The sequence below is a fragment of the Hallella multisaccharivorax DSM 17128 genome, from assembly GCF_000218235.1.
Taxonomy (GTDB): Bacteria; Bacteroidota; Bacteroidia; order Bacteroidales; family Bacteroidaceae; genus Prevotella; species Prevotella multisaccharivorax.
The window spans coordinates 23,326-44,864 of record NZ_GL945017.1 but is presented as its reverse complement, the minus strand read 5'-3'; the positions used below and the strand labels follow the sequence as shown (position 1 = coordinate 44,864).

Below are 21,539 nucleotides of genomic sequence, written 5' to 3'. Positions count from 1 at the left end.
CACATCAATGAAAGTTTTATATCGCCTCAACGCCGTAAACGCATCACCTTAGTGCCGTAGACGTATTGCCCCAACGCCGTAAACGCATCGCTTTGGTGCTGTAGACACGTTGTCTCTACATTTTTTTTTAGAAAAGGCCTTGTTTGCACATCTTTCTTTCTACCGTCCTCCGGATCTTTGTCCATCGCTTTAAATCTACACATCGTTTTATCTTTTTTAAAAAAAAGCATATAAAAGTTTGTCCATTCCATTTTATTTATATACCTTTGCATCCGCTTTCAGGGAGTAAAGCGGAAATTGAGGGCGGGATAGCTCAGCTGGTTAGAGCGTCGGATTCATAATCCGGAGGTCGTGGGATCGTGGCCCACCCCCGCTACAAATAATACCATGTAAGTCGTTGATTTACAGGGTTTTTTATTTCTGTAGGGTGCAAATAGGATGCAAATTGCAACAGATACCTAACTTTTGTGGCTTGAAAGCCTCATCTATCCAGATACCCAAACAGACGGGTTACTAATTTGGTAACTCCATTGTTCCTCCATTGTTCAGGCAACACCAAAAATAACAATAAGCCGTTTATTTGCCCTCTGGCGAGCTTTCTTACTCGCTATGGATAGAGTTATAGACAAATAAAAAAATAATGCCTCCTGTGGCTGCTGTTGAGGCTGACAGACAAAAAAAGAAGTGCTTGCCATGATAGCAAACACTCCCTTTGTTGGTTATAAGCAATCATTTAATGCCAAAATGCTCCATGATAGCGGTATTGATACCTTTCAATGTCTCTTGGGCTTGATGCAGTATTTGTCGTTCCTGTTCCAGATATTGCAGCCGCTTTTGTCGTTCCTGCTGCTCACGGGCTTCATAGTCTCGTTTTTTCTGTTCCCATGCCTGTTTGTCTGCTGCTTTCTTTATCGCCCGCTGTATCATTGCATCGGTTAAAGCATCGTGTTTCATTTCATGTGCTCTTTGATATACTGTAAATTATTGTCTATTCTCTGCTGCCGTGCCTCCCGCTCATCGGCCACAATCTTTGCCGTCTGGGCGTTAATCTGGGCGGCTAAGGTCTGTTTATCCTCTTCTGATAAAACAGCCTTGATAATCGTTTTCTGACCGTCTGGAGCTATACTCCAAACATTTCCTTTGTCGTCTGTGTGATACTCTGGTACCATGCTCTTGTAATTACTCATAATTCTTACTTTTTAATGTTATACTTGTTGTTTTGTAATTCTAACTGCTTGATGTCGGTGCAATGCACTTCTATTTCAATATCAAACGGGGCATTGGTCGGCTCATCGCTTCTTAGGGTTCTTTTACCATTGCAAACTACATAGGTTCTTTCCCTGTTACCATTGAGGTTTCCACGCTCCATGAAATTTTTAAGTTGTTGCCTGCTCATTGCCCTCCTTGTTTTTTTAATTGTTGGATATACTGATAAAAACCGCTCTGGTGGTCTGCTGTCCCATTCTCTTGCCTGTACCACCTAAGCAAACTAATGCAAGCGTCCACAGCTCGTTTATTATACTCTCCCTTATCCAGATACTCTCAAAGGTCTATGTCAAATCCCATGTCGCTATCTGTAAGGTCGTTGTAACCTCTTGCAAGCTGCTTTAACTTATCCCTGTTGTCGCTCATTCTGTTTTTCCTCCTGTAATTTTAATACTTTGTTTGTAATTCTGTCAATAAACTCATCGGGGGCATCGTCTATAAGCCGTTCAAGGGCTTTGTATTCTGCATCTATCTGGCTCTTAATGTCCACCGCTGCCTGTTTAGGTAATACATAGCCAATTAACCGCTCTATGAATAACAGCCGCTGATAAGGGGCTAACTCTTTCATGTCGGTTATTATCTGGCTTCTGTTGTTGTCTATCAAGTTTTTGATGAACTCCTTTAGGCTTGCCGTTACCTTGTTGGGCGTTCCCTTTGCCCGCCCGCCTATCCTGCCTTTGCCATCGTTCTTCTGTCTTGCCATGTCAATAAAATTTAATACTACATAAAACTACTATAGGTTACCAAATCGGTAACTAAATACAGCTTAATATAGCGTGAAGTGTTCCACTACCTAAAATAGCGGGTTGCCTCATCTATCTTTTTGTCAAGTTCTTTTATCGTGTCGTTTGGCTTAACCAAACCGACCTTAACCTTGCACGCTTCATTAACCGCCTCTCTAAGGTCGTGTGCTTGCTTCTTGGATATGTCGCCCCGCTTCAATGCTTCTGTTATCTGGGCAATAACCTCCACCTGCCCGCCCCGTTGTTCCACCAAAGCGAGCAGTCCCGCCTTATACAAATCTCTTTTGGTTTTCATTTCTTCAAAGTTTAATTCTATATCTCCTATCTTTTGAATGGTTCTATAATATCCCCGCCATTGCTGAAACAGAGAAATATAAAACGTCTCATCATAGAGTAAGCCGCCTGTAACCTCTGGCACGTTCAGCAAGTTTGTGAGGCGGTGGATGAACCTAAGTTCATACCTTAGCACATTCCTACCCTTATAAAGTTCTGGTATCATATCGCCCGCCCGCCTCTGTTCCCTTACTTTGTCATAAAATGCCAACTGATAATTTGCACCTGTGTAATATAAGCCTGTGGGTTGTGGTAATCGCTTAGTCCATTTCAATACCCCTAAATGCCTCAAATAAACATCTACAGGGGCTTTTGTTACTATGTTCTGACCAACATCTAAGCGGGTAACTTTGGCACGCTTAAACGGCAAATGTAAGTCGTCTGATAGCTTTTCAATACCCTGTTGTATGTCGCCCCGTGTCATGGTCTTGAAATTATTGCCCAATACCCACTTGCAAAAGCTGCTGTCTTTGATAGTAACCCCCATTCTGCTAACTCTCACGTTGAGACTGCCCAAATGCCCACCCAAAACAGGATATTTACCGCCTGTGCCATCGGGGTAATAATGTTCCTGTGGTTCATCGTCAAATCGGCACGGTACTTCTGAAAGAAAATCTATATTATTACCCGCCTCTGAAAGTCCTAAATTCATATTTAAAGTATCTATCATAAAAACATCATCTGGTTACTGAAATGGTAACAAAAAACAGCTTAATATAGCGTGAAGTGAGGAAAGGGGCTATTTTGCCCCCTCCCTCTCTGGGGTCGCCTGTTGTCTTAAGTATTCCATTTCCTCATCTAATAAGCCGTCTGAAAGTTCATTGTAAAGTGCTATCCTATCTTTGGCATAACCACGAGCAACAAACACCTCTATAACCGCCTTGGTTTGTAGCTTGCCATTGACAGACTGTGCATCATGGAAGACAAACAAAAGCGCATCGGCTGTCCCTTTCATATCGCCAAAACCCAAATTACTCTTAGGGTCGGGCGTGTAAATGCTGCTAATGTTTTTACTTTTGGTTAGGGCTTTGCCTGCTTTCCTGTGAACGTCCCCGCCAAATTGCTCTGGAACGTCTCCAAAGTAGCAAAACAGGTCGCCCACGTTGCAGCCGTCCCGCTTGTCGGTGTGCCTAAGTGTTTTTGTGGCTCTCTTTTCCTCCAAAGGCTCATAGCTGCCTGTTGAGGCGGTGCAATCAATCCTAAGTTTGGCTAACGTGCCCTCCAGACGCTCAAAGCGGTAATAATCGGTTAATATCATCGCTTACCTCCTTTCTTCTGGATGTATGCCATTGCCTTATCTGCCAACTCTGTAGCGGTGGCACTCATATTGCTAAGCAACCACCTGTCCACATCGGCACGTTTGAAATAAATCATCTTGCCGTTTGGCTTACTAAATGGTATCTCCTTGTTTGAAGTTACCTTATAAAGGGCTGATTTGCTCATACCCATATACAGGCACGCTTCATCAAATGTTAGGATAGGTTTTGTGTTTATCGCTACCCTGTAGGCTATTCTATTTGCTGCCTCTGCTGTCATTGTCTCCATATTTCTATGAATTAAAAATTTAACTTAGAGGCTGTGCACCGCCCCAACTAACTTTCTGTTAGCTGTTGCAAAATTAGCAAGCAAATAAAAGAGAAAATAGGGTGTTAAGGTGTCCCCATTGGTGTCCCCAAATGTCCCAAAAACAACAAAGCAACTTCTTATTTTGGAAGTTGCTTTGTTTTCAATCTATAAATAAATCATCTATAATTCTATATCCTCGCGGTTTCCCGCTGTTATTATCTACCAATTTCCCCGCTGCTTTCCCCAATCTACTTTCTCCAAACAAATTATTTAGTTCTGTTTCTGGAAATTGTGTCCCGCTTTGTGGGTCGGCTTGATATATCTTTTGTAGGAAATAGGCTAATTGGGCTTTAGTAATGTTGTTCTTTTTATATCCTGTTGCCGTCCTTACAATGATACCCGCTTTCTCTGCTCTATCAAACCGCTTTATAGCCTCATCGGTTTGCAACTCTACAGATAGAGGCGTTGAGGCTTGCAACTGTTGGGGTTTATTGGGTGTTATATTTCCTGTTAGTACCTTTTTGTAATTCTCTGCATACTCTCTCAAATTGCTTATAATGTTTTTAACTGCCATTACCCACATTTGGCAATAATCACCCCACAGGTGTAAACATAGCGTTATATCATTCCTAAGATTTACAGGTATCTGGTTTATATTGTTCAGTCGTTGCACATTTTCATTTGTCATGTCAGCATAACTTTCAATATCAATAGGTAAGCCTACTTGATTAAATTTTGTGCCAACTATTGCAATATACTTAGGAATATCGGCAATATCTGGGCACACTCCTAATAATTCATTTTCCACATCTTTAGGAGTAATAACATTTTTTTTTGCTATTTTCCACGCTTTTTCTATCCCATCCAAAACTTTCATTGCATATTCCACTCCCTCAAAATCTCCCGTGTCCATTCTGTTTACATAAACAGGCATAAGGGAAAAGAGATTTGCAGCATACTTTAATCTCGCTGCAACTTCATCTAACTTAGGTGTTGCTTTCATACTCTTAGACGCTCTTAAATGTTAGTAATATCAATCTGTGGCAAACTATTGATAGCCGCTTTCTTCTGGTCGTCAAGTGCCCTTACATACTTTTGAGTAAACTTTAGGCTGCTATGTCCTAATAACTCGCTTACAACCTTGATATTAGCCCCGTTACTTAACAGGTTGGTGGCAAATGAATGTCGTCCACAATGCCAAGTAATATGCTTGTCTATGCCCGCCCGCTTAGTCCAATGCCTTAGAGCCTTGTTGCTTGCTTCAATAGACGGCAAATTAAAGATTAAATCACTATCCTTTGCCCCCTTTGGCTTTTCTCCAATGATAGCAAGCAAAGTATCATTCAAAGGGATAGGCACACCGCTAACACTGCTATCATGTTGCACCTTGCTTTGTCTGAAAGTCATTAACCTATTGCTGTAGTCGATATTGCCATAGGTAAGGGTAGCCAAATCACAATGCCTAATACCCGTGAAACAGGTAAGGGCAAAAGCACGTCTAATGGTCTCACTCTCCTTTGGGTAGTGAGTGGCAAATAATTGTTGCAATTCCTCACGGCTAAGAATGTCCTTGCCTAATATGTCGTTGGTGTTCATTACCTTTATCCTCAAACAGGGGCTTTTCTTGATAACGCCTTTTTCAACGGCATAGTTAATCAGTCGCTTAAACCGCTGCCAATAGGTTCTAATACCCTCTCCTGTATGCACGTCTTCTATGTAGTGGGCAAAGCGTTCCATCATTTCACGGCTTAAATTCTTAGGTTCTATCCTGTTGGCAAATTGAGGATATTCCTCACTAATAAAGTCTTGGAAGTTCTTTAATGCACCCTCCAGAACATGCTTGTCTGCTACCCCGCTTTGTTCTATGAAGTTGGCAAAGTACACAAACAGGTTAATGCCCTTTTGTTTTAGCCTGTAGCCCTCCCTGTCGTTTAGGAATTGTTGCCCCCTCTCTTGCTTAATCTTTTGGGCGAGTTCCAAAACATCTTTATTCTGTTGGCGTTCTATCGGTGTTCTTGGAGTGCTCACCAAATATAACTTTAGAAACTCCTTTTTCCTTGCCGTCTTGCCGTTGTCGCTGTTGTAACCATAGTTATAAAGCAAATAGAGGCTGTGCCGTCCATCTGCCAACTCCTTATAACCTAACTTAGGGTTATCGGTCTTTGTATTCCATGCCTTTGGCTCCATGTTGCTATATTCTTTTGTTTTCTTTCTGTTGCAAATATAGTTATTTATTTTCTTTTGGTGCAATTCCCACCCTAAAATATTTTCTTTTCACAACCTTTTTAACTGAAATTTAACGGCTTGGGGTGCAAATCATAGCAATATAGTGCTTTAAACACCTTTGTTTACAGGATATTTCAAGCTATTAACGGGGTGCAAATAGGGTGCAAATCATAGCAAAATAAGTGCTTTTAAGTGAAAATATAAGAAAATGAGCCATAGCGAGTATATTTTATAAAGTACTTAATTATCAATCACTTAATAGCATTTTGTTGCCTTTATTTTCCTTTGCTTTGGGGTGCAAAAACTGGGTTGATTACCCACCCCCGCTACATTGAAAGTCAAGGAGTTACGGAAATTCCGTAACTCCTTTTTCTTTTATCTGGGAAAACATTGGGAAAACACAACTTGCTTGAGAACAGCATGATACACCACGAAATATCACATTTATTTCACTTCCTTCCTCGAAATCACCAAGTGTCGTTCCGCATCAAGGTAGACGGAATCCAGTCATAAATCCAAATCGGGAAAACAATGGGAAAACATTTTTGAGGAAGCAGGCTTCTAAAAACGCCCTTCTTATTAGTAATGGCACAGATGAATGAGATACTAATGGAAAAGAAGACTCATATACCAACATTGTAGGTTATGTTAGCGTATGAGTCTTTCTTTGATGAATTGCTATCACTCGAACTTACGGATGGTTTCCAAACTTCTCTTTTCTCTCGTGCGCGAGCTTAGGTTTTTATCTCCTTCCGATACTCCTTATCTATGATTGTTATGTTCTTATCCATATAGCAAAGTTAGAAATCTACTGCAAAAATAGCGTCTTATTTTGATTCTAGCGAAGACGTAAGATCTTCCCAGTAATGAGTCTATCCATGATAACAACAATATTCTTGTTGGATCATACTGGAAACGTCACAGTGCCTCATAGTAGCTGCGAATCTTTGCCGCCATCAATTTTCGCCGTTTCTCAAGGAAGCGGTCATAATCGTCAAAACCCATGTCAAACACATCCGATGGAATACAATTGGTAGTAAGATTGCGGTGTAGTTCCTCTTCGTCAATAATAGAACCAACAGTTGCCTTCTTCGTCTCACATTGCTTAAGTGCTAACCCAAAGTAATCCTTTGGTGCCTTCTTTCCTATTGATTCGTTCACAGGACGGTCAAGGTAAGCATAGTTCCCTTCCTGATTGTATTTTGTCTTATCAACTCCATGTTCTATCAGGAACTTCTTGGGGAAGATATGATGAATATCGCCGCCTAATGTAATGAGTTCAGAAACGGGCACATTAGCAGACAACAAAGAAGTATCCTTAAAGAATATCTGCGAGGCAAGATACACTTGGAACACAGGATTCGTTGTGGAGGTAGTTTCCAATTCCTGCACAAGGCCAATGTTCCAAAAGTTGTCGGACAGTTGAGCCGCTTCAATGTCTTTCAGCACCGCGACCACACCACGCTCTCGGATAAGGCGTATGTCTGTGGCAAAGGCCGATTCTGGCGAAGAGCTATACCTACCCGTAAGCACTGAAAGCACATACCATTTCTGAACTATGCGTTTTACCTCTGCTACAGGTACTTCTTTGGATTTCTGGAGAATAAGGAAAACAGTATATGCGAAATCTATTGCCATCACGGAGTTGACAAGTTTCTTGGATATGAAACCTGCCGAACGTAATGTTATCATAAATTGTGTGAAGTTGTACTGGCTGATGACATTCAGTACACCATCATACATTGACTTGTATGTCTGTTCTATAATCGATTCTTTAAATTCTCGTGTTTCGAAATCACGTCCTGCAAGCATCTGAACCAAGTTTGCCAACTTGGCCCGTTTAATCTCTGACATAAACGCCACGCGGATGACATCATCATAACCTGGGTCATACACCGCCTCCGTATCGTCTTTGAGCCATGCTAACTTTTGGAGATAGGGGGTGGCGACAAACGACGTGTCATGCTCCACTATCTTTTCATAATGATTGGGGGAAACAGCCAGATGGCTGAAATAGTCGATAATCTTACGAAGTGTGTTGCCGCCGTACTTATCGTCAGCAGCCATCTTCGACATCACGAAATCTCCTTGGCTGAGGGCAGTGCCCTTGGAATTGATACGGATAAAGATATCGGTTACAACGTCGATGTCAAGGGAATCGGACAACTCGATGATACCCATCTGTATGTTCTGGATAGACTTCAACTTGTCTATGACATGCGACAGCGTATCACAATCAATGTAGGGATTGTCTTCACAATACTTCAATATGAACTTGAAAGAAGAGAATTCCGGCTTGAAGATTACCGCAATGTCCGGAATCCAGTTCTTGCTCTTCAAATGGGCAGGAGTCTGCACGGCGAAGATTTCGGCATCATTGTCCTTGGATAAAGCAGCGAAAGGGTTGAATGCTATTTTGATACGTGTTTCCTCAAAGTTCTTGTTCATGACTTTCTGCCCGGCGACAGCAGTCATCAAGGCTGTGATACGTTGCTGGCCATCTATCACCACTTTCTTACCTGAGGAGATTGTGCCGTCCTTCAGTTTCACGTTTGGATTCTTCCAAAGGATGAGGTAACCCGTAGGATAACCTTTATATAAGGAGTCCATAAGGTCACGGACTTGTGTCGCCCTCCATACGAAAGGCCGTTGAATCTCTGGTATGGCAATCTCGCGGGCTTCGATAAGTCCAAGGATTGCCTTAACGGTGTATGTTGTATTGGTAAACTTTTCTCCTTGCATGATACTTTTATTTTAGATATTTATCGAGGATAACTTGCTTATTAGCAGCGCACTCTTGCATGCGTGTGCGCATTTCATTAACCTCAATGCCTATGGTTGATATCTCTGGAATTATACGATATTGTTTATTCATATTTTGCAACGCAAATAGAAAGTTTCTAACCCCCTCTTTCAATTATCACTTATGCCTTAAATTACTAAACCATAAAGTTGCTTTACATAATTGTCAACCTCTGTTTTAGAGCGTAACGATAAAATATATCTTTTTTGGGCCTCACTGAAAGGATATACGCCAAAAGACTTCACATAGTTCTTGGCATATGAGTAATAGCCTGTGGAGTACGGCTTACTAGTATTCCTCATATAATAGTCAAAGACACAGGACTCAAGCAGACGCTTCAGAAACAACAACTCTGTCTCAGAATCATTGTATATAGCATATCCACAATAAATCAGCATGTCTTTCTGTGGGGTGTATATAAAATGGGGGAAATCACTGATGTAAGGAAACAGCAACTTTCGCCCACTGTCCGATATAGCTTGCGTCCGTCCAAAAGCATACCACGCTCCATAATTTCCTTCGCCCTTGTCTCTCTTATCAAGGATGGGGCGACATGGTTCAAGATACTGATATGCACATGGGTAATCAGTTTTAAACAATCTTTCCGTAATTACATTGTATTGAGTATCGTATGGGAAGATTATTTTCTCTTCTTTCTCGGGTATCTCCGCCTCCGACTTTAGGATATTAGGCTTGATTACGTCCCTGCAAATTGCTTTCTCTATTGGACATTCCTCACCATTCTTCTCCAGATAATAATAGCTGTTGTCCTCACGTTTCGGCTTAAAAATGAACACATTGTTGGCAAGTGTAGCTATGCCATTCTTGATAACATATTTGTCACCAAGAGCTACTCCTGCATTCTCTATCCGTTGAATATTCTCTAACACATTACTCTTATTAAGATGCCATCCTTTATGATTATCCAAAAAAGTGTAGTCTATAGAACTGTAGTCAATATGAGTATTATACTTCACCTCTTCCACACTTGCTTTAGCGTATTGTAGTGAACAACTTGTTTTCTTTGAGACAAAAGCAATACAGGTGTATGCAAGTTTCTTCTTGAAGACAAGCTGTTCACCGAAATCTATAATCTTAAGCGAAAATTGGTTAGCCGTAAAGAACTTTCGCAAAGATCGTGCATTTACGCTCTTAAAAAAAGTGTTTACAGTAATAAAACCGAGTATGCCGGTGTCACAGAGTACCGACATCCCAATTTCAAAGAAAGGAATATACAAATCCGCATTGCCGACTTTGGATGTATTCCAAAGAGCAAGGTTTTGCTTAACACAAGGGTCAATGTGCTTGGAGCGGACATACGGAGGATTACCGACGATGATGTCAAATCCCCCATTGTCTTTTACCTCTTGCATGGATGTAAAGTCGAAAGTTAGAGTGTCACCGCAGAACAGACGGAAATCGTCTACCTCAACATCCTCATGGTTTATTTTAGCAAGCAAAGCAAGAAGAATCTTAGCCCTAACAATGCCTGTGGGACTGACATCAATACCATATAGATGGTGATATATGGCCGAAAACGGTATTTTGGCATGCTGATGCACGTAAACGGCCAATGTGTATAAAAATGCGCCACACCCGCAAGCTATGTCAGCGCAAAGACAATTCGCTACATCCTTGATTTTGTCTTTATAAACCTGATTGACTATATAATCTCGTATGTATCTTGGAGTATACACTGCACCGTTAGCAGTCTTCTCGTCTTGTGGGATAGCCTGCTCGAAAATGTTTATTACGCTTTCTATGTCACAATCTTTGGCCAGCGAGTCTATGTCGTCAGTCAATTGGTCTTGTTCTTCTGGCGTAAATGCAGCAAGGTAACCTGTACCAATCTCAATATTATAGAATTGGCAGCAAGATGACACTACAAGCTTGTCAAACAATATTTCGTTGTCAGCATATTTCTGTATAATTGTACTAATCTTCTTTTCCATAGGGATTTCTGTCTTTACGTGGAGTGGCATATAGCAAAGCCTTATTCTCCGGCTTCGTTATGCCATATAATTTATCGCACACCTTATCAAGCTGTTGCCACTGGTTCTGCAAAGAGAGTAGCAGACCGGATGTCTGTGTGCCCAGACCATTCTTGATTTGCTCGTTCAGCTTCTCTATCCGCTTCGCTATTTTGGATAGTTTCTGAATATTCTTGTCACCATTAAGGAAAGCTTCTTTGGGCACAGGCACAGGGTCAAGGAACTGCTTGTTGAACTTGTAATATCCTCCCTGCTGAGGATTGGCGATAGAGCGTGCAAAGGAGTTGAAGATCGTTGAGTTGATGATGGCCGCAAGCGCGTATAGATGAGTTTCATCTATAGTATCAACTTGGATAAAGAACATATTGGCATTGTCACAGTAGACATGCTTATCCATGATGACGGAAGCCTGAGTGTATTGCGCCGTCATTGGGACACATATTTTTTCGTAAACAGCACCATGATTATTTACACGGGTGAACAGATGCCAGTACTCGTTTTGGCTGTATGCGCTGTTTTTTTGAGGAAGCGTCTCGACACTGTTGCAAATCACGTCCTTGTGTTTCGACAAGTATGCACTAGCCTTTGGGTATAGCTTAGAAAAATCATCTATGCTCAACTCCGTTACCTCTCCATCATCCGTAACCGAATAGGGAAAAACTGCAAATGTGGTATAAAGTCGTTTTGTCAAAGGTGCAAAATGCTCATTGCAGATAAGTGGTCTGCAAGCATTTTCCTCAATCACAACGTTGTCATCAATTATAGAATGGCCATAGATAAGACTGTTTTCAACCTTGTCTGTAATTATTTGGTAAGCATCGTTCCACAGCGTTTGGAGACCAACTTTCACATGGCAGATGTCCTTAAGCATACCAAGTTGCTCAGACAGTTTTAGCCTGAGTGCGTTGAGTCGCGCATTCTCGAAGTTCCAAGGTGTTTCAGTCAAGGACTTGGACGGAAGCAGAAGACTTGATTTGTCACTTGATTTGACATACCATATATTATGATTGTTATCCCTGTTATTGTCGCAAACGATGATGGCTACGTACGTTATCCTTCCTGCAAACAGGTCGGTCTCTGCATAGTCATAAACTCCGTTAAGCAGTTCGTTGGATGTAAGCAACTTACGAATTCCCTTGCCATAGTCTGTCTTGAAAAAACGTTTTTGAATGATGTAACCAAGTCTTCCGTGCTGGTTGAGCAGGTTAACGCCACGCTCTATAAAAGGTATGGCGAGGTCAATCTTTCCGTTCTTGCTTGAACTATATACCTTTTTTATATAACTGGCCATGTAGGGCAGTTCCAAATTGTAGTTCTTTACCTCCACGTATGGAGGATTGCCAACAACAAAGTCAAAGCCGCCTTTTGCAAAGACTTCAGGGAATTCGGTCTGCCAGTCAAATGCATTCGTAGCCTGTAGTTCATGCAGGTTTCCTAATATGGATGGGTACAAGGTTTCAATGTTTGAACCAACCAACGAATTGCCGCAACGTATGTTCTTGCCAATACCTTTGAGTATCTGAGAACCAAGTATGCCTACTTTTCCGAAGTCTTTAAGTGCATAGTTATCAATGAGCTTTAGCGAAAGTGCCATCTTTGCCACTTCCACGGCTTCGGGATTGATGTCAACACCATAAAGACAGTTGCTGATAATGGCCTTTCTTCCCTCAATGGTAAGAATGTGCTTGCCATTCAACAATATGGCAAAATCGTCATCCACCTCTTCACCAAGAGATAACCTCTTTTCTATCAACTTAACGAGGCAATCATACGCACCGACGATAAACACGCCGCTTCCGCAGGCAATATCCACAATCTTCAATTGTAGAATTTGTGGTATTGTCAGGCTTTCAATAACAGGGGATGTTAACGTGCAGTTGAGGACACGATTAACCAAAGAGACTGGTGTTGTAACCGCCCCATTGCTCTTCTTGAACTCAGACTTCAACTCGTCTGTTACCTTTTCTCCATCTACCACAAGTTGATAGCCAAGGAACAAGTCGTATATGTCGCTTAGTGTCTTTAGCGGGATTACATCAAACCGATATGGTGAAGGATAATATAGGCTTTGCAAGAAATGTTCAAACACTTCGTTATCTATAAACAGACTTTGGAGCGGCGGGATCCTCTTGAACATAGGTCCATCGTAATGTTCGTAGAAGTCTGCGTATGAACTTTTCTTGAACTCAGTCCAGAAATTTCGCTCTGAGAATCGTTTCAAAAGTCCATCTACCTCCAACCCACGGGATTCACACACACGGATGAAAAGAACACGGTTAATGATGATTTGAACATAGTAGCTTAAAGTGCTTATACTGTCTATTTGATTGTTCTTGATGATTGTTTTAGCTAGTTCCTTGCGTATTTCGCCCAGCATAATAGAGAAATTTTCGTCAAGAGCGTTCCCGTTTCCATGAGCAAGCCTAACGTTTCCTGCTATAACATTACTCCTTAGAAGTATAGCCTGTAGCGTTTCGAATTTTTCTATATATTGGTCGCAGGTAAAGAAGAATGTCCTGGCAAAATCGGCTCCTTCGTTTACATTTGGCATAACAGAACAATCGTAGACTGCCATCTGCCCGAAATTGGTTACGATGGAGAACGGTGCTCCAATAGACCATCCGTATGAACGTATCTGAAACGCAACATCCTTATCGTGTTCTATATCCACATTAAGGCCTTTGGCATCTATGAATGCCAGTGGCACATTGCCGTTAACCAATGTGTAATCCGGTCTCGTATTAGTAGAGCCTATTCCATGGAGACGTTCTCTCTCGCTGCGCCCAAGCGTGTGCTCTGTCTGCACCTGTTGGGTATTTTGTACATTCCAACCAAAGATGGATAGTAGCTCATCTATCCAAGCACGTATCGTAGCCTCCGAAGAGTTCTTTAACTGCAAGTTTGTCTTTGCAGCTTGGAATCTTTCTACCAATGACTGTAATCTGTTAATTGCTGCCATCTACTCTGTTATAAGTTCACGTTTCTCACACTCCAGCAGTTCTGCTATCTTGTCAAGTGTTGGCAGAGTGGGCTGGGTGATGTTATTGCACCACTTCGAGACAGTGACAGGCGTAACACCTAGCTGACCAGCAAGCCATGTCCCTGTCTTTTTCTTTTCGACTAGAACCACTTTTAATCTATTTAAATCTTTACATTGCATGTTTAAGAACTTATATTTTTACGCAAATATAATGTGAAAAAACGAGATAAGAGCCTTTGCCGTCTAAAAATTAACTAAATATATTACTTTCGTAGTTCTGACAGTCTATAGGGTCGGGTATCTATGAATTATTGATAAGATAAAACTCTGAAAACTTTCTCGATTAATTCGCCTTCCCCGGTCAAAATACAAAGATAAACACTATCTTTGTGAACGTCAAGACCACATACTGCTCTCATAAGCCTAACTTTTAGAGGGTTAAACAATTAAGACCTCAAAGATAGCAAATAATTGTGACTTAGAGCACGGAAAATAGGATTGGGCGTATGCCGGCCTTGATTTTCCTTGTTATAGCCACAGCGGGAGGAAATCTATTCGGTTTTTTATCTTAACTGGCTTATAACTCGGGAATTTTATCTAAATTTGCGCATAGCTAAAGGTATTTGGTGCTTTGTTCGTTGACACTACAAAGATACTGATTTTCAGCGACTTACGGAAGCCTTTAGCTATTTTTATTCACCCAATTTTGACCTTTTTATTCACTTGCGAAAGTTGAGTACATGAATATTGAGAAGGGAATCAGCTTATCAGCGATAGCAGCCGTGAAAGAGCTTTACGGTCAGGACGTACCGGAGAAGATAGTACAGCTCCAGAAGACAAAGCCTGGCTTTGAGGGTAACCTCACGCTCGTTGTCTTTCCATTTCTAAAAATGTCGCACAAGAAGCCGCAGGACACGGCACAAGAGATTGGCGAGAAGCTCGTGAGCAACTGTAAAGCTGTGGCTGCATTCGATGCCGTCGGCGGATTCCTCAACCTCGTCATCGCTCCAAAGGCGTGGCTGGGTCTCCTTGATGACATCGACCGCGACCCACGCTATGGCGAGAAAGCCGCCACAAAGGAATCGCCCCTCGTCATGGTGGAATACTCTTCACCCAACACAAACAAACCGCTTCACCTCGGACACGTACGCAATAACCTCCTCGGATGGAGCCTCGCAAAGATTCTTGAGGCCAACGGCAACCGCGTGGTAAAGACGAACATTGTCAACGACCGCGGCATCCATATTATGAGGTCGATGCTTGCCTGGATAAAGTGGGGCAATGGATGTACACCGGAGTCGACTGTCAAGAAAGGCGACTACCTCATTGGCGACTTCTACATGCTTTTCGACAAACATTATAAAGAGGAGTGCACCGAGCTGGAAAAGAAATACATCGCCGAGGGTATGAACGAAGACGACGCCAAGAAAAAAGCAGAACAGGAAGCACCGCTTATCAAGGAGGCCCACCATATGCTCGTGAAATGGGAGGCCGGCGACAAGGAAATCCGCGACCTCTGGGCGAAGATGAACGCTTGGGTTTATGCCGGATTTGACGAGACCTACAGAGCTCTCGGCGTAAGCTTCGACAAGATCTATTACGAGAGCAACACTTACCTCGAAGGTAAGCGCAAGGTCATGGAAGGGCTCAGAAAAGGGCTCTTCTACCAGAAAGAGGATGGCAGCATCTGGGCTGATCTCACCAAAGACGGCCTCGATCAGAAGCTCCTCATCCGTTCCGACGGCACCACGGTCTACATGACCCAGGACATCGGCACCGCCGAGATGCGATTTAACGACTATCCTATCGACAAAATTATCTACGTGGTGGGCAATGAGCAGAATTGCCACTTTCAGGTACTATCCATCCTTCTCGACCGCCTCGGCTTCAAGTGGGGCAAGGATCTTGTCCACTTCTCCTACGGCATGGTAGAGCTTCCCAACGGTAAGATGAAGAGCCGTGAGGGTACCGTGGTGGATGCCGACGACCTTATTGATACCATGATCAGCGATGCTCGTAAGACAAGTGAGGAACACGGGCAATCGAAAGAATTCTCTGAAGCCGAGAAACAAGAGATAGCCCGCATTGTCGGTCTTGGCGCACTGAAGTATTTCATTCTCAAAGTCGACGCCCGCAAAAACATGCTTTTCAATCCTGCCGAGTCTATCGACTTCAACGGCAACACTGGACCCTTCATTCAATATACCTATGCTCGTATCCAGTCGATACTGAGAAAAAGCCAAGACAACGTGACTGACAGTGCAACCGGTTATGCTCCCAACATCAAGGAGGTGGAGCTGATTCAGAAGTTGGATGCCTTTAAGATGGCTGTGGCTGATGCGGGGCAGAACTACAATCCTGCAGGTATCGCCAACTACACCTATGAGTTGACGAAGCTCTTCAACCAGTTTTGCCACGACTACAGCATCCTCTCTGCCGACACCGATGCCGAGAAGTCTTTCCGCTTGAAGCTCGCCCGCAATGTGGGTAAAACCATCAAGAATGCTATGGAACTCCTCGGGATAGAAGTTCCAGAACGTATGTAAAGGTATGAAAGACGAAGTAACGAATCTACCTGGAAATCGCCACGACACAGTGCTCCCTTTGCCTTTAGAGGTAAAGGGCACTGCATGGGCAGTTGACGCTGCCTGCTCCGGTAATCCGGGGCCGATGGAATACCAAGATGTTGACCTTGCCACCGGTATACAAGTTTTCCACTTCGGACCTTACTACCCCGATGGCTCAACAGTTTACGGCACCAACAACATCGGGGAGTTTCTTGCCATCGTGCATGCCCTCGCCCTCATGGAAAGACAAGGCATCACCGATAAAACTATCTACTCCGACTCTTATAACGCCATCCTATGGGTGAAAAAGAAACAGTGTAAGACAAAATTGGAACGCGGTGAGCGGCACCGAACCCCTCTTCACTATTATCACCCGTGCAGAACGATGACTCAGTACACACAATGTCACCACTCCCATCATTCAATGGCAGACTAAGGAATGGGGCGATATCCCTGCTGATTCCAAGAAGAAATAAGACTCAAAAACCAACAGCAGCAAGAAAACAGTTTTTATAAAAATAATATCTTTTTAATCTTGTTATAACGCTTTTATGGATATTTTTGGCTACTTTTGCAAGTAAAGAGAAAAACGAGAATATATTATAAAAACTTTAAACAACGCTGTATGAGAAAAACTCTACTTTCGTTTTTGACCCTACTTCTTCTGATTGCAGGAGTGGAGGGAGCGATGGCTCAGACAAAGACTGTCACATTTGATGCAACAAAAGACTTAGGGAAAGATGCCGCTTTGTCCAAAGATGGAGTAACAATAAAAGCTGTAACAAAACATTGTGAACTGGCCAATACTGCCAAATACAGTTTTTACAAGAATTATCCAGTCACTTTCACCTCCACTGTAGGTAATATCACAAAAGTCGTGTTTACGTGTGATGCGATTGGCGACCGCAGACATGGACCTGGATGTTTCAGAGAACCAAGTACAGGCACATACTCTTACCTTGACTCTATAGGGACATGGGCGGGCGATGCAAATTCGTTTACACTTACACCCAAAACCAATCCTGTATGGGTCAAGAAAATTGAGGTGACAATTGGAAAAGATACCAAGAAAGAGACAACGGTGTCTTTCGCTACTCCCAGCTACACCTTTACCCAAGGCTCAGACGATGCCAAAAACTTCAAGGGACAGAAAGCTATCGTGATGGATGGCACCAACATCATCAGCGACGCTACCGTCACTTATACCCTTGACCCTAACAACACAGACCTCACTACGATAGACACAGGCAACGGTACAGTCGTTCTTAACGAGAACAAGACAGGTTCGGTGAAGGTAACCGCCGCTTTCGCAGGCAACGACATTTATGAGCCGTCGAAAGCCAGCTATACCATCAATGTCGGTCCAAAGACAACAGGCGATGGTATGGAAGCCAACCCCTACACCGTGGCCGACCTTATTCTGCTCAACAAGAGTAACGTACTGCCCACGGGCAAAATATATGTGAAAGGCATCATCTCTAAGGTGGGCGAACTGGACAGCTCATACGGTGAGCTTAACTACTACATCTCTGATGACGGCAATGAAGCGAGTGAGCTTGAAGTATATAATGGACTTGGCCTTAATGGGGACAAGTTCACTGCCGTAACCGATTTGGAAGCCGGATGGACAGTAACGGTAATGGGCACTCCCACATTTTATAAGAACACAACACTGGGAATAGCCCAAGGCAGCCAGATAACCAATATCATCAAGCCTCAGATAGGTACACCCGTAATCACCGGCACAAGCCTGTTCCTAAACAATACGCAAGTGGCTATCTCTTGCGACAATGCCGATGCAAAGATTTATTATACACTTGATGGTACCAAACCTACCACTGCTAACACACTTTACAGCGGCGCTTTCACACTCGACAAGACCGCTACTGTCACTGCCGTGGCCTATGTCAACGGAAAGGCTGGCAAAGAAGCACAAATAAGCTTTACCAAGGTAGACGAAAAGCAAATTACCACCGTGGCAGATGCCCTGGCAAAAACCGACAATACGGTTGTCTATGTAAAAGGTATAGTGGCCCAAACACAAAAATACAACAGCAACTACACCAATCTGAACTATTACCTCTCTGACGATGGCACCTCTGCTTCTACGCTCGAAGTGTACCACGGTAAGTATCTCAATGACACTGACATCACAAACGAGTACCAGATAGTGCGTGGTGACGAAGTCATCGTTGCCGGTACCATTACCACATATAATAATGTCAAGGAGCTGAAAGATGCCATACTGTTGAGCCTGACAGAAGGTAAGGAAACTACAACTATCACAACCACTGGCTGGGCAACCTATGTAAGCCGCCGTCCAGTAGACTTTTCCAATGCAAGCGTGAAGGCCTACACTGTAAAATATAACGCCACAAGCAACACCATCACACTCTCTCCGGTAACGAAGATTCCCGGAAACACGGCGGTCGTACTGAAAGGCAACGAAGGTACCTACACACTCGACCATACCGAGAGTGCCGATGCGCTCACCGGCAACAACCTTGAATTCGATTATGCCGACAAATCCATCACTACCGCTAAGACATTCTATGTTCTTACCAAAGTCGGCAATATTTGTGGTTTCTATCCAATGGCAACAGGAGAGATGCTGCCCGCTTACAAAGGTTATATCTATATTAAGGACACGACGGCGGCCAAGGCCTTCTACGCTCTCGGCAACACCACGACTGGCATCAACAATACCGTTGTCGGCAAGCCTCAGCGTGACATGCGTTATAACCTTGCCGGACAGCGCACCGGCAAAAGCTATAAGGGCATTGTCATCCTGAATGGCAAGAAAGTAATCGTCAGATAAAAGCAGTCAACAAACAGAACCGCCGATGACAAACAAGTTTTTAAGACTATGAAAAAAATATATTCAGCACCGGTCGTATATGTTAAGGCAATGGACATAGAATCTCCCATAATGGCAAACTCAAGTGATAAAGGCCTGGAACAGTCGGGTAACGGCTTTACACAAACAGGACTGAACCCGACAACGGATGTCTATGGCCCGGATGCCCTTGCGAAACCCTCCTTCTTCTGGGACGAAGGCGACGAGAACCAGTAAACCATAAGATTGACAGAACACATACTATAAGCACAGGGAAAGCCAAGGAGTTAAGTCGTTCCTTGGCTTTTTTAATGTACTCCGACTGGGGATATCTTGTATCGTTGTAATGTATTGATTATAAGCTGTATATGTTTTGGCGTTACGTCGTTTTGGCGACCTTTTGGCGACCATTAGCAGCCAGTGCCTAATGATTTCTTCTATGAGACGGCTATACCCCACTTCGTAACGTAAACGTCTTATTTTCCGCCTTGACACCGGCTCCTAAAATTATTACCTTTGCGGCATCAACTTTAAAACAGAAAAGTTATGCCAAAAGAAAGAGTCAATTATCAGGAAGTCTATGACCTGTATCAGCTGTGCAGTGAGACTAAGGATCTGAAGGAGTTCTGCTCCGAGTATGGTGTCAACTATGACAAGTTTATGAACTGGCAGCGCCATCAGCTATGGGATGAGAAGCTCGGGAAGACCGTAGAGGTGAAGCAGCCTAATACGGCCCGCGTCCAAATAGTCGGCACTCCGAGCAATCAGCCAACCGTCAAGATACAGCCGGTAAAGCCTGCAGCTCCAGAGCCTATCAAATGGGTGAAGCTCCAGCTGACAAGTGGTGCCAACATCTTCCTGAGAAATACCAACGTACTCGACCTGAGTGTGATGCTCAATAAACTGATAGGGACATGTTAGGACTGAGTGCGAATCTGAAATACTACCTGTTCAATGGTAACGTTGACATGCGCAAAGGTATCTTCCGCCTTTGCGAGCAGATACGGACAGAGCTGTCCATGGATCCAGGTGATACGACTATTGTCTACATGTTCATGTCGAAGTCACGTAAGATTGTAAAGCTGTTGCATTATGAGCGTGGTTTCTATGTTCTCTATGAAAAGCGTCCGGTTCAGGGAAAGTTCAAGAAGCCCGTATTCGACGAATTATCCCGCAGCTACCAAATAAGCTGGTCGGACATGGCTTATCTCACTGAGAGCCTCGTAATCGGCCTTCACTTCAGCAAAGCCACGCTGAACCGCTACATGCAGAATGGTCTGCGAATCCTTAGAGAATACATGGAGGATAGCATGAGACGTGAGGTCATCAGCACTGACTACATTATGACAGACGAGACGACAGAGCCTGTCTGAGTGAAGGATGAAAACGGAGGAAAAAGCTACAGGAAGAAATATCTCTGGGCCTTCTACGCTCAGTTGAAGAAAATCGTTTATTACCTCTATGAGAGTGGTAGCCGTGCCCGTAAGGTAGTTGTTGACTTCCTGACGGACTTCAGTGGTTTTATATCAACAGATGGCTACATCGCCTACAGTATCTTCGATGATGCAGAGAAGCACCCGGGCATCGTACATATCGGTTGCTGGGTTCACGCAAGAAGAAAGTTCATTGATGCTCTTCCAAGTGACCGAAGAGCGATGGAGATCATCAATATGATAGCAGAGCTCTTCAGACTGGAACTTGCCTTTAAAGTTCAGAAGCTATCACCCGATCAGATAAAAGTAAGACGGGAACGACGGTCCAGGACAATACTCAGGCGGATACATGACAGAGTCGTACTGATGTCGACAGACCTGAAACTGATGGCAAACGAGATGATGAGCAATGCTGTCAATTATATGCTCAATCAGTGGAAGTCGCTTGAGAACTTCATCAAGGACGGCAGAGTGCAGATCTCAAACAATCTCTGTGAACAGAGAATGAAACCAGTAAAACTGAACTTGAAGAACTGCCAGAATATAGGAAGTGAGGATGCTGCCAAAAATACAGCCGTCATCTTCTCGCTTACGGAAAGTTGCAGGCTCAACGGCATCAATCCTGAGACATACCTTGAGAAGCTCTTCAAGTGCATAGTCAGCCATGAAACCTATGATAAGCGGCAATTACTGCCCTGTTATATTAAAATATAGGTTAAACTTGGAAAATCATTTTTTTGCTTAGTCCACATAACCGGCTGAAAAACAGCCGGGTGATTGGGCGTGGCGGAAAAT

General features: G+C 43.3%; 19 protein-coding genes, 1 tRNA gene and 2 pseudogenes. 8 read left to right on the top strand and 14 right to left on the bottom strand.

Translation table 11 applies throughout. The features are described from left to right. Positions 1-26 precede the first annotated feature (26 nt). On the bottom strand, positions 27-251 hold the full coding sequence (locus PREMU_RS15360; protein WP_217179792.1) for a hypothetical protein: 225 nt from the start codon (positions 249-251) through the stop codon (positions 27-29). A gap of 51 nt (positions 252-302) precedes the next feature. Between PREMU_RS15360 and PREMU_RS00500 the strand changes: the two genes are divergently transcribed. Next, a tRNA-Met gene (locus PREMU_RS00500) sits at positions 303-376 on the top strand. 353 nt (positions 377-729) lie between these two features. On the opposite strand, the gene PREMU_RS00495 is transcribed toward PREMU_RS00500, so the two are convergent. From PREMU_RS00495 to PREMU_RS00435, 13 genes are all read right to left on the bottom strand, one after another. Next, positions 730-954 carry a hypothetical protein gene (locus tag PREMU_RS00495; protein WP_007572274.1) on the bottom strand — a complete coding sequence of 75 codons (225 nt, stop codon included), beginning with the start codon at positions 952-954 and terminating at the stop codon, positions 730-732. After that, positions 951-1,187, bottom strand: coding sequence for a hypothetical protein (locus PREMU_RS00490; RefSeq protein WP_007572272.1), 237 nt, complete (start codon positions 1,185-1,187; stop codon positions 951-953). Before PREMU_RS00490 ends, PREMU_RS00495 begins: the two co-directional genes overlap by 4 nt. Before the next feature lie 5 nt (positions 1,188-1,192). After that, on the bottom strand, positions 1,193-1,396 hold the full coding sequence (locus tag PREMU_RS00485) for a hypothetical protein (protein ID WP_007572270.1): 204 nt from the start codon (positions 1,394-1,396) through the stop codon (positions 1,193-1,195). 216 nt (positions 1,397-1,612) lie between these two features. After that, positions 1,613-1,969, bottom strand: a complete 357-nt coding sequence (locus PREMU_RS00480; protein ID WP_007572268.1) for a hypothetical protein — start codon at positions 1,967-1,969, stop codon at positions 1,613-1,615. 86 nt (positions 1,970-2,055) lie between these two features. Next, on the bottom strand, positions 2,056-3,012 hold the full coding sequence (locus tag PREMU_RS00475) for a phage/plasmid replication domain-containing protein (protein ID WP_007572266.1): 957 nt from the start codon (positions 3,010-3,012) through the stop codon (positions 2,056-2,058). A gap of 69 nt (positions 3,013-3,081) precedes the next feature. Beyond that, positions 3,082-3,600, bottom strand: a complete 519-nt coding sequence (locus tag PREMU_RS00470) for a hypothetical protein (protein WP_007572264.1) — start codon at positions 3,598-3,600, stop codon at positions 3,082-3,084. Then, the gene (locus PREMU_RS00465) at positions 3,597-3,887 is read right to left on the bottom strand and encodes a helix-turn-helix domain-containing protein (protein ID WP_007572261.1); all 291 of its coding nucleotides are present in this window, start codon (positions 3,885-3,887) and stop codon (positions 3,597-3,599) included. The genes PREMU_RS00470 and PREMU_RS00465 overlap by 4 nt, the downstream gene beginning before the upstream one ends. A 181-nt stretch (positions 3,888-4,068) precedes the next feature. Next, the gene (locus PREMU_RS00460) at positions 4,069-4,911 is read right to left on the bottom strand and encodes a hypothetical protein (RefSeq protein ID WP_007572260.1); all 843 of its coding nucleotides are present in this window, start codon (positions 4,909-4,911) and stop codon (positions 4,069-4,071) included. Positions 4,912-4,925: 14 nt separating this feature from the next. Continuing rightward, entirely contained in the window at positions 4,926-6,095 is a 1,170-nt protein-coding gene (locus PREMU_RS00455; RefSeq protein WP_007572258.1) for a site-specific integrase, read from the bottom strand. A 957-nt stretch (positions 6,096-7,052) separates the two neighbouring features. Beyond that, positions 7,053-8,876 (bottom strand): GmrSD restriction endonuclease domain-containing protein, encoded by a 1,824-nt coding sequence (locus PREMU_RS00450; protein WP_007572256.1) that lies wholly within the window; start codon positions 8,874-8,876, stop codon positions 7,053-7,055. A gap of 189 nt (positions 8,877-9,065) precedes the next feature. Beyond that, positions 9,066-10,889, bottom strand: a complete 1,824-nt coding sequence (locus tag PREMU_RS00445) for an Eco57I restriction-modification methylase domain-containing protein (RefSeq protein ID WP_007572255.1) — start codon at positions 10,887-10,889, stop codon at positions 9,066-9,068. After that, positions 10,873-13,860 (bottom strand): Eco57I restriction-modification methylase domain-containing protein, encoded by a 2,988-nt coding sequence (locus tag PREMU_RS00440; RefSeq protein ID WP_007572253.1) that lies wholly within the window; start codon positions 13,858-13,860, stop codon positions 10,873-10,875. Before PREMU_RS00440 ends, PREMU_RS00445 begins: the two co-directional genes overlap by 17 nt. A 27-nt stretch (positions 13,861-13,887) precedes the next feature. Next, positions 13,888-14,088, bottom strand: a complete 201-nt coding sequence (locus PREMU_RS00435) for a helix-turn-helix domain-containing protein (RefSeq protein ID WP_007572250.1) — start codon at positions 14,086-14,088, stop codon at positions 13,888-13,890. 560 nt (positions 14,089-14,648) lie between these two features. On the opposite strand from PREMU_RS00435, the gene argS reads away from it, so the two are divergent. From argS to tnpC, 7 genes and pseudogenes are all read left to right on the top strand, one after another. Beyond that, positions 14,649-16,454 (top strand): arginine--tRNA ligase, encoded by a 1,806-nt coding sequence (argS, locus tag PREMU_RS00430; RefSeq protein ID WP_007572249.1) that lies wholly within the window; start codon positions 14,649-14,651, stop codon positions 16,452-16,454. Positions 16,455-16,458: 4 nt separating this feature from the next. Further along, positions 16,459-16,951 (top strand): annotated as a pseudogene (locus tag PREMU_RS00425) (ribonuclease H family protein). Positions 16,952-17,100: 149 nt separating this feature from the next. Continuing rightward, positions 17,101-19,293 carry a chitobiase/beta-hexosaminidase C-terminal domain-containing protein gene (locus PREMU_RS14010; protein WP_007572247.1) on the top strand — a complete coding sequence of 731 codons (2,193 nt, stop codon included), beginning with the start codon at positions 17,101-17,103 and terminating at the stop codon, positions 19,291-19,293. Positions 19,294-19,383: 90 nt separating this feature from the next. After that, on the top strand, positions 19,384-19,548 hold the full coding sequence (locus tag PREMU_RS00415; RefSeq protein ID WP_156803922.1) for a hypothetical protein: 165 nt from the start codon (positions 19,384-19,386) through the stop codon (positions 19,546-19,548). Positions 19,549-19,857: 309 nt separating this feature from the next. Beyond that, a complete protein-coding gene (locus PREMU_RS00410) occupies positions 19,858-20,232 on the top strand; it encodes a hypothetical protein (protein WP_007572245.1) in 375 nt (124 codons plus the stop codon). After that, positions 20,226-20,540, top strand: a pseudogene (tnpB, locus tag PREMU_RS00405) (IS66 family insertion sequence element accessory protein TnpB); the annotation flags it as partial. The gene PREMU_RS00410 and the pseudogene tnpB, both read left to right, overlap by 7 nt. Before the next feature lie 144 nt (positions 20,541-20,684). Further along, positions 20,685-21,458, top strand: a complete 774-nt coding sequence (gene tnpC, locus PREMU_RS00400) for an IS66 family transposase (protein ID WP_007572243.1) — start codon at positions 20,685-20,687, stop codon at positions 21,456-21,458. Positions 21,459-21,539: the final 81 nt, after the last annotated feature.

Coding starts and splice junctions, on each gene's coding strand:
- PREMU_RS15360 (WP_217179792.1), bottom strand. CDS start 251: ATGGAATGGACAAACTTTTATATGCTTTTTTTTAAAAAAGATAAAACG.
- PREMU_RS00495 (WP_007572274.1), bottom strand. CDS start 954: ATGAAACACGATGCTTTAACCGATGCAATGATACAGCGGGCGATAAAG.
- PREMU_RS00490 (WP_007572272.1), bottom strand. CDS start 1,187: ATGAGTAATTACAAGAGCATGGTACCAGAGTATCACACAGACGACAAA.
- PREMU_RS00485 (WP_007572270.1), bottom strand. CDS start 1,396: ATGAGCAGGCAACAACTTAAAAATTTCATGGAGCGTGGAAACCTCAAT.
- PREMU_RS00480 (WP_007572268.1), bottom strand. CDS start 1,969: ATGGCAAGACAGAAGAACGATGGCAAAGGCAGGATAGGCGGGCGGGCA.
- PREMU_RS00475 (WP_007572266.1), bottom strand. CDS start 3,012: ATGATAGATACTTTAAATATGAATTTAGGACTTTCAGAGGCGGGTAAT.
- PREMU_RS00470 (WP_007572264.1), bottom strand. CDS start 3,600: ATGATATTAACCGATTATTACCGCTTTGAGCGTCTGGAGGGCACGTTA.
- PREMU_RS00465 (WP_007572261.1), bottom strand. CDS start 3,887: ATGGAGACAATGACAGCAGAGGCAGCAAATAGAATAGCCTACAGGGTA.
- PREMU_RS00460 (WP_007572260.1), bottom strand. CDS start 4,911: ATGAAAGCAACACCTAAGTTAGATGAAGTTGCAGCGAGATTAAAGTAT.
- PREMU_RS00455 (WP_007572258.1), bottom strand. CDS start 6,095: ATGGAGCCAAAGGCATGGAATACAAAGACCGATAACCCTAAGTTAGGT.
- PREMU_RS00450 (WP_007572256.1), bottom strand. CDS start 8,876: ATGCAAGGAGAAAAGTTTACCAATACAACATACACCGTTAAGGCAATC.
- PREMU_RS00445 (WP_007572255.1), bottom strand. CDS start 10,889: ATGGAAAAGAAGATTAGTACAATTATACAGAAATATGCTGACAACGAA.
- PREMU_RS00435 (WP_007572250.1), bottom strand. CDS start 14,088: ATGCAATGTAAAGATTTAAATAGATTAAAAGTGGTTCTAGTCGAAAAG.
- argS (WP_007572249.1), top strand. CDS start 14,649: ATGAATATTGAGAAGGGAATCAGCTTATCAGCGATAGCAGCCGTGAAA.
- PREMU_RS14010 (WP_007572247.1), top strand. CDS start 17,101: ATGAGAAAAACTCTACTTTCGTTTTTGACCCTACTTCTTCTGATTGCA.
- PREMU_RS00415 (WP_156803922.1), top strand. CDS start 19,384: ATGGACATAGAATCTCCCATAATGGCAAACTCAAGTGATAAAGGCCTG.
- PREMU_RS00410 (WP_007572245.1), top strand. CDS start 19,858: ATGCCAAAAGAAAGAGTCAATTATCAGGAAGTCTATGACCTGTATCAG.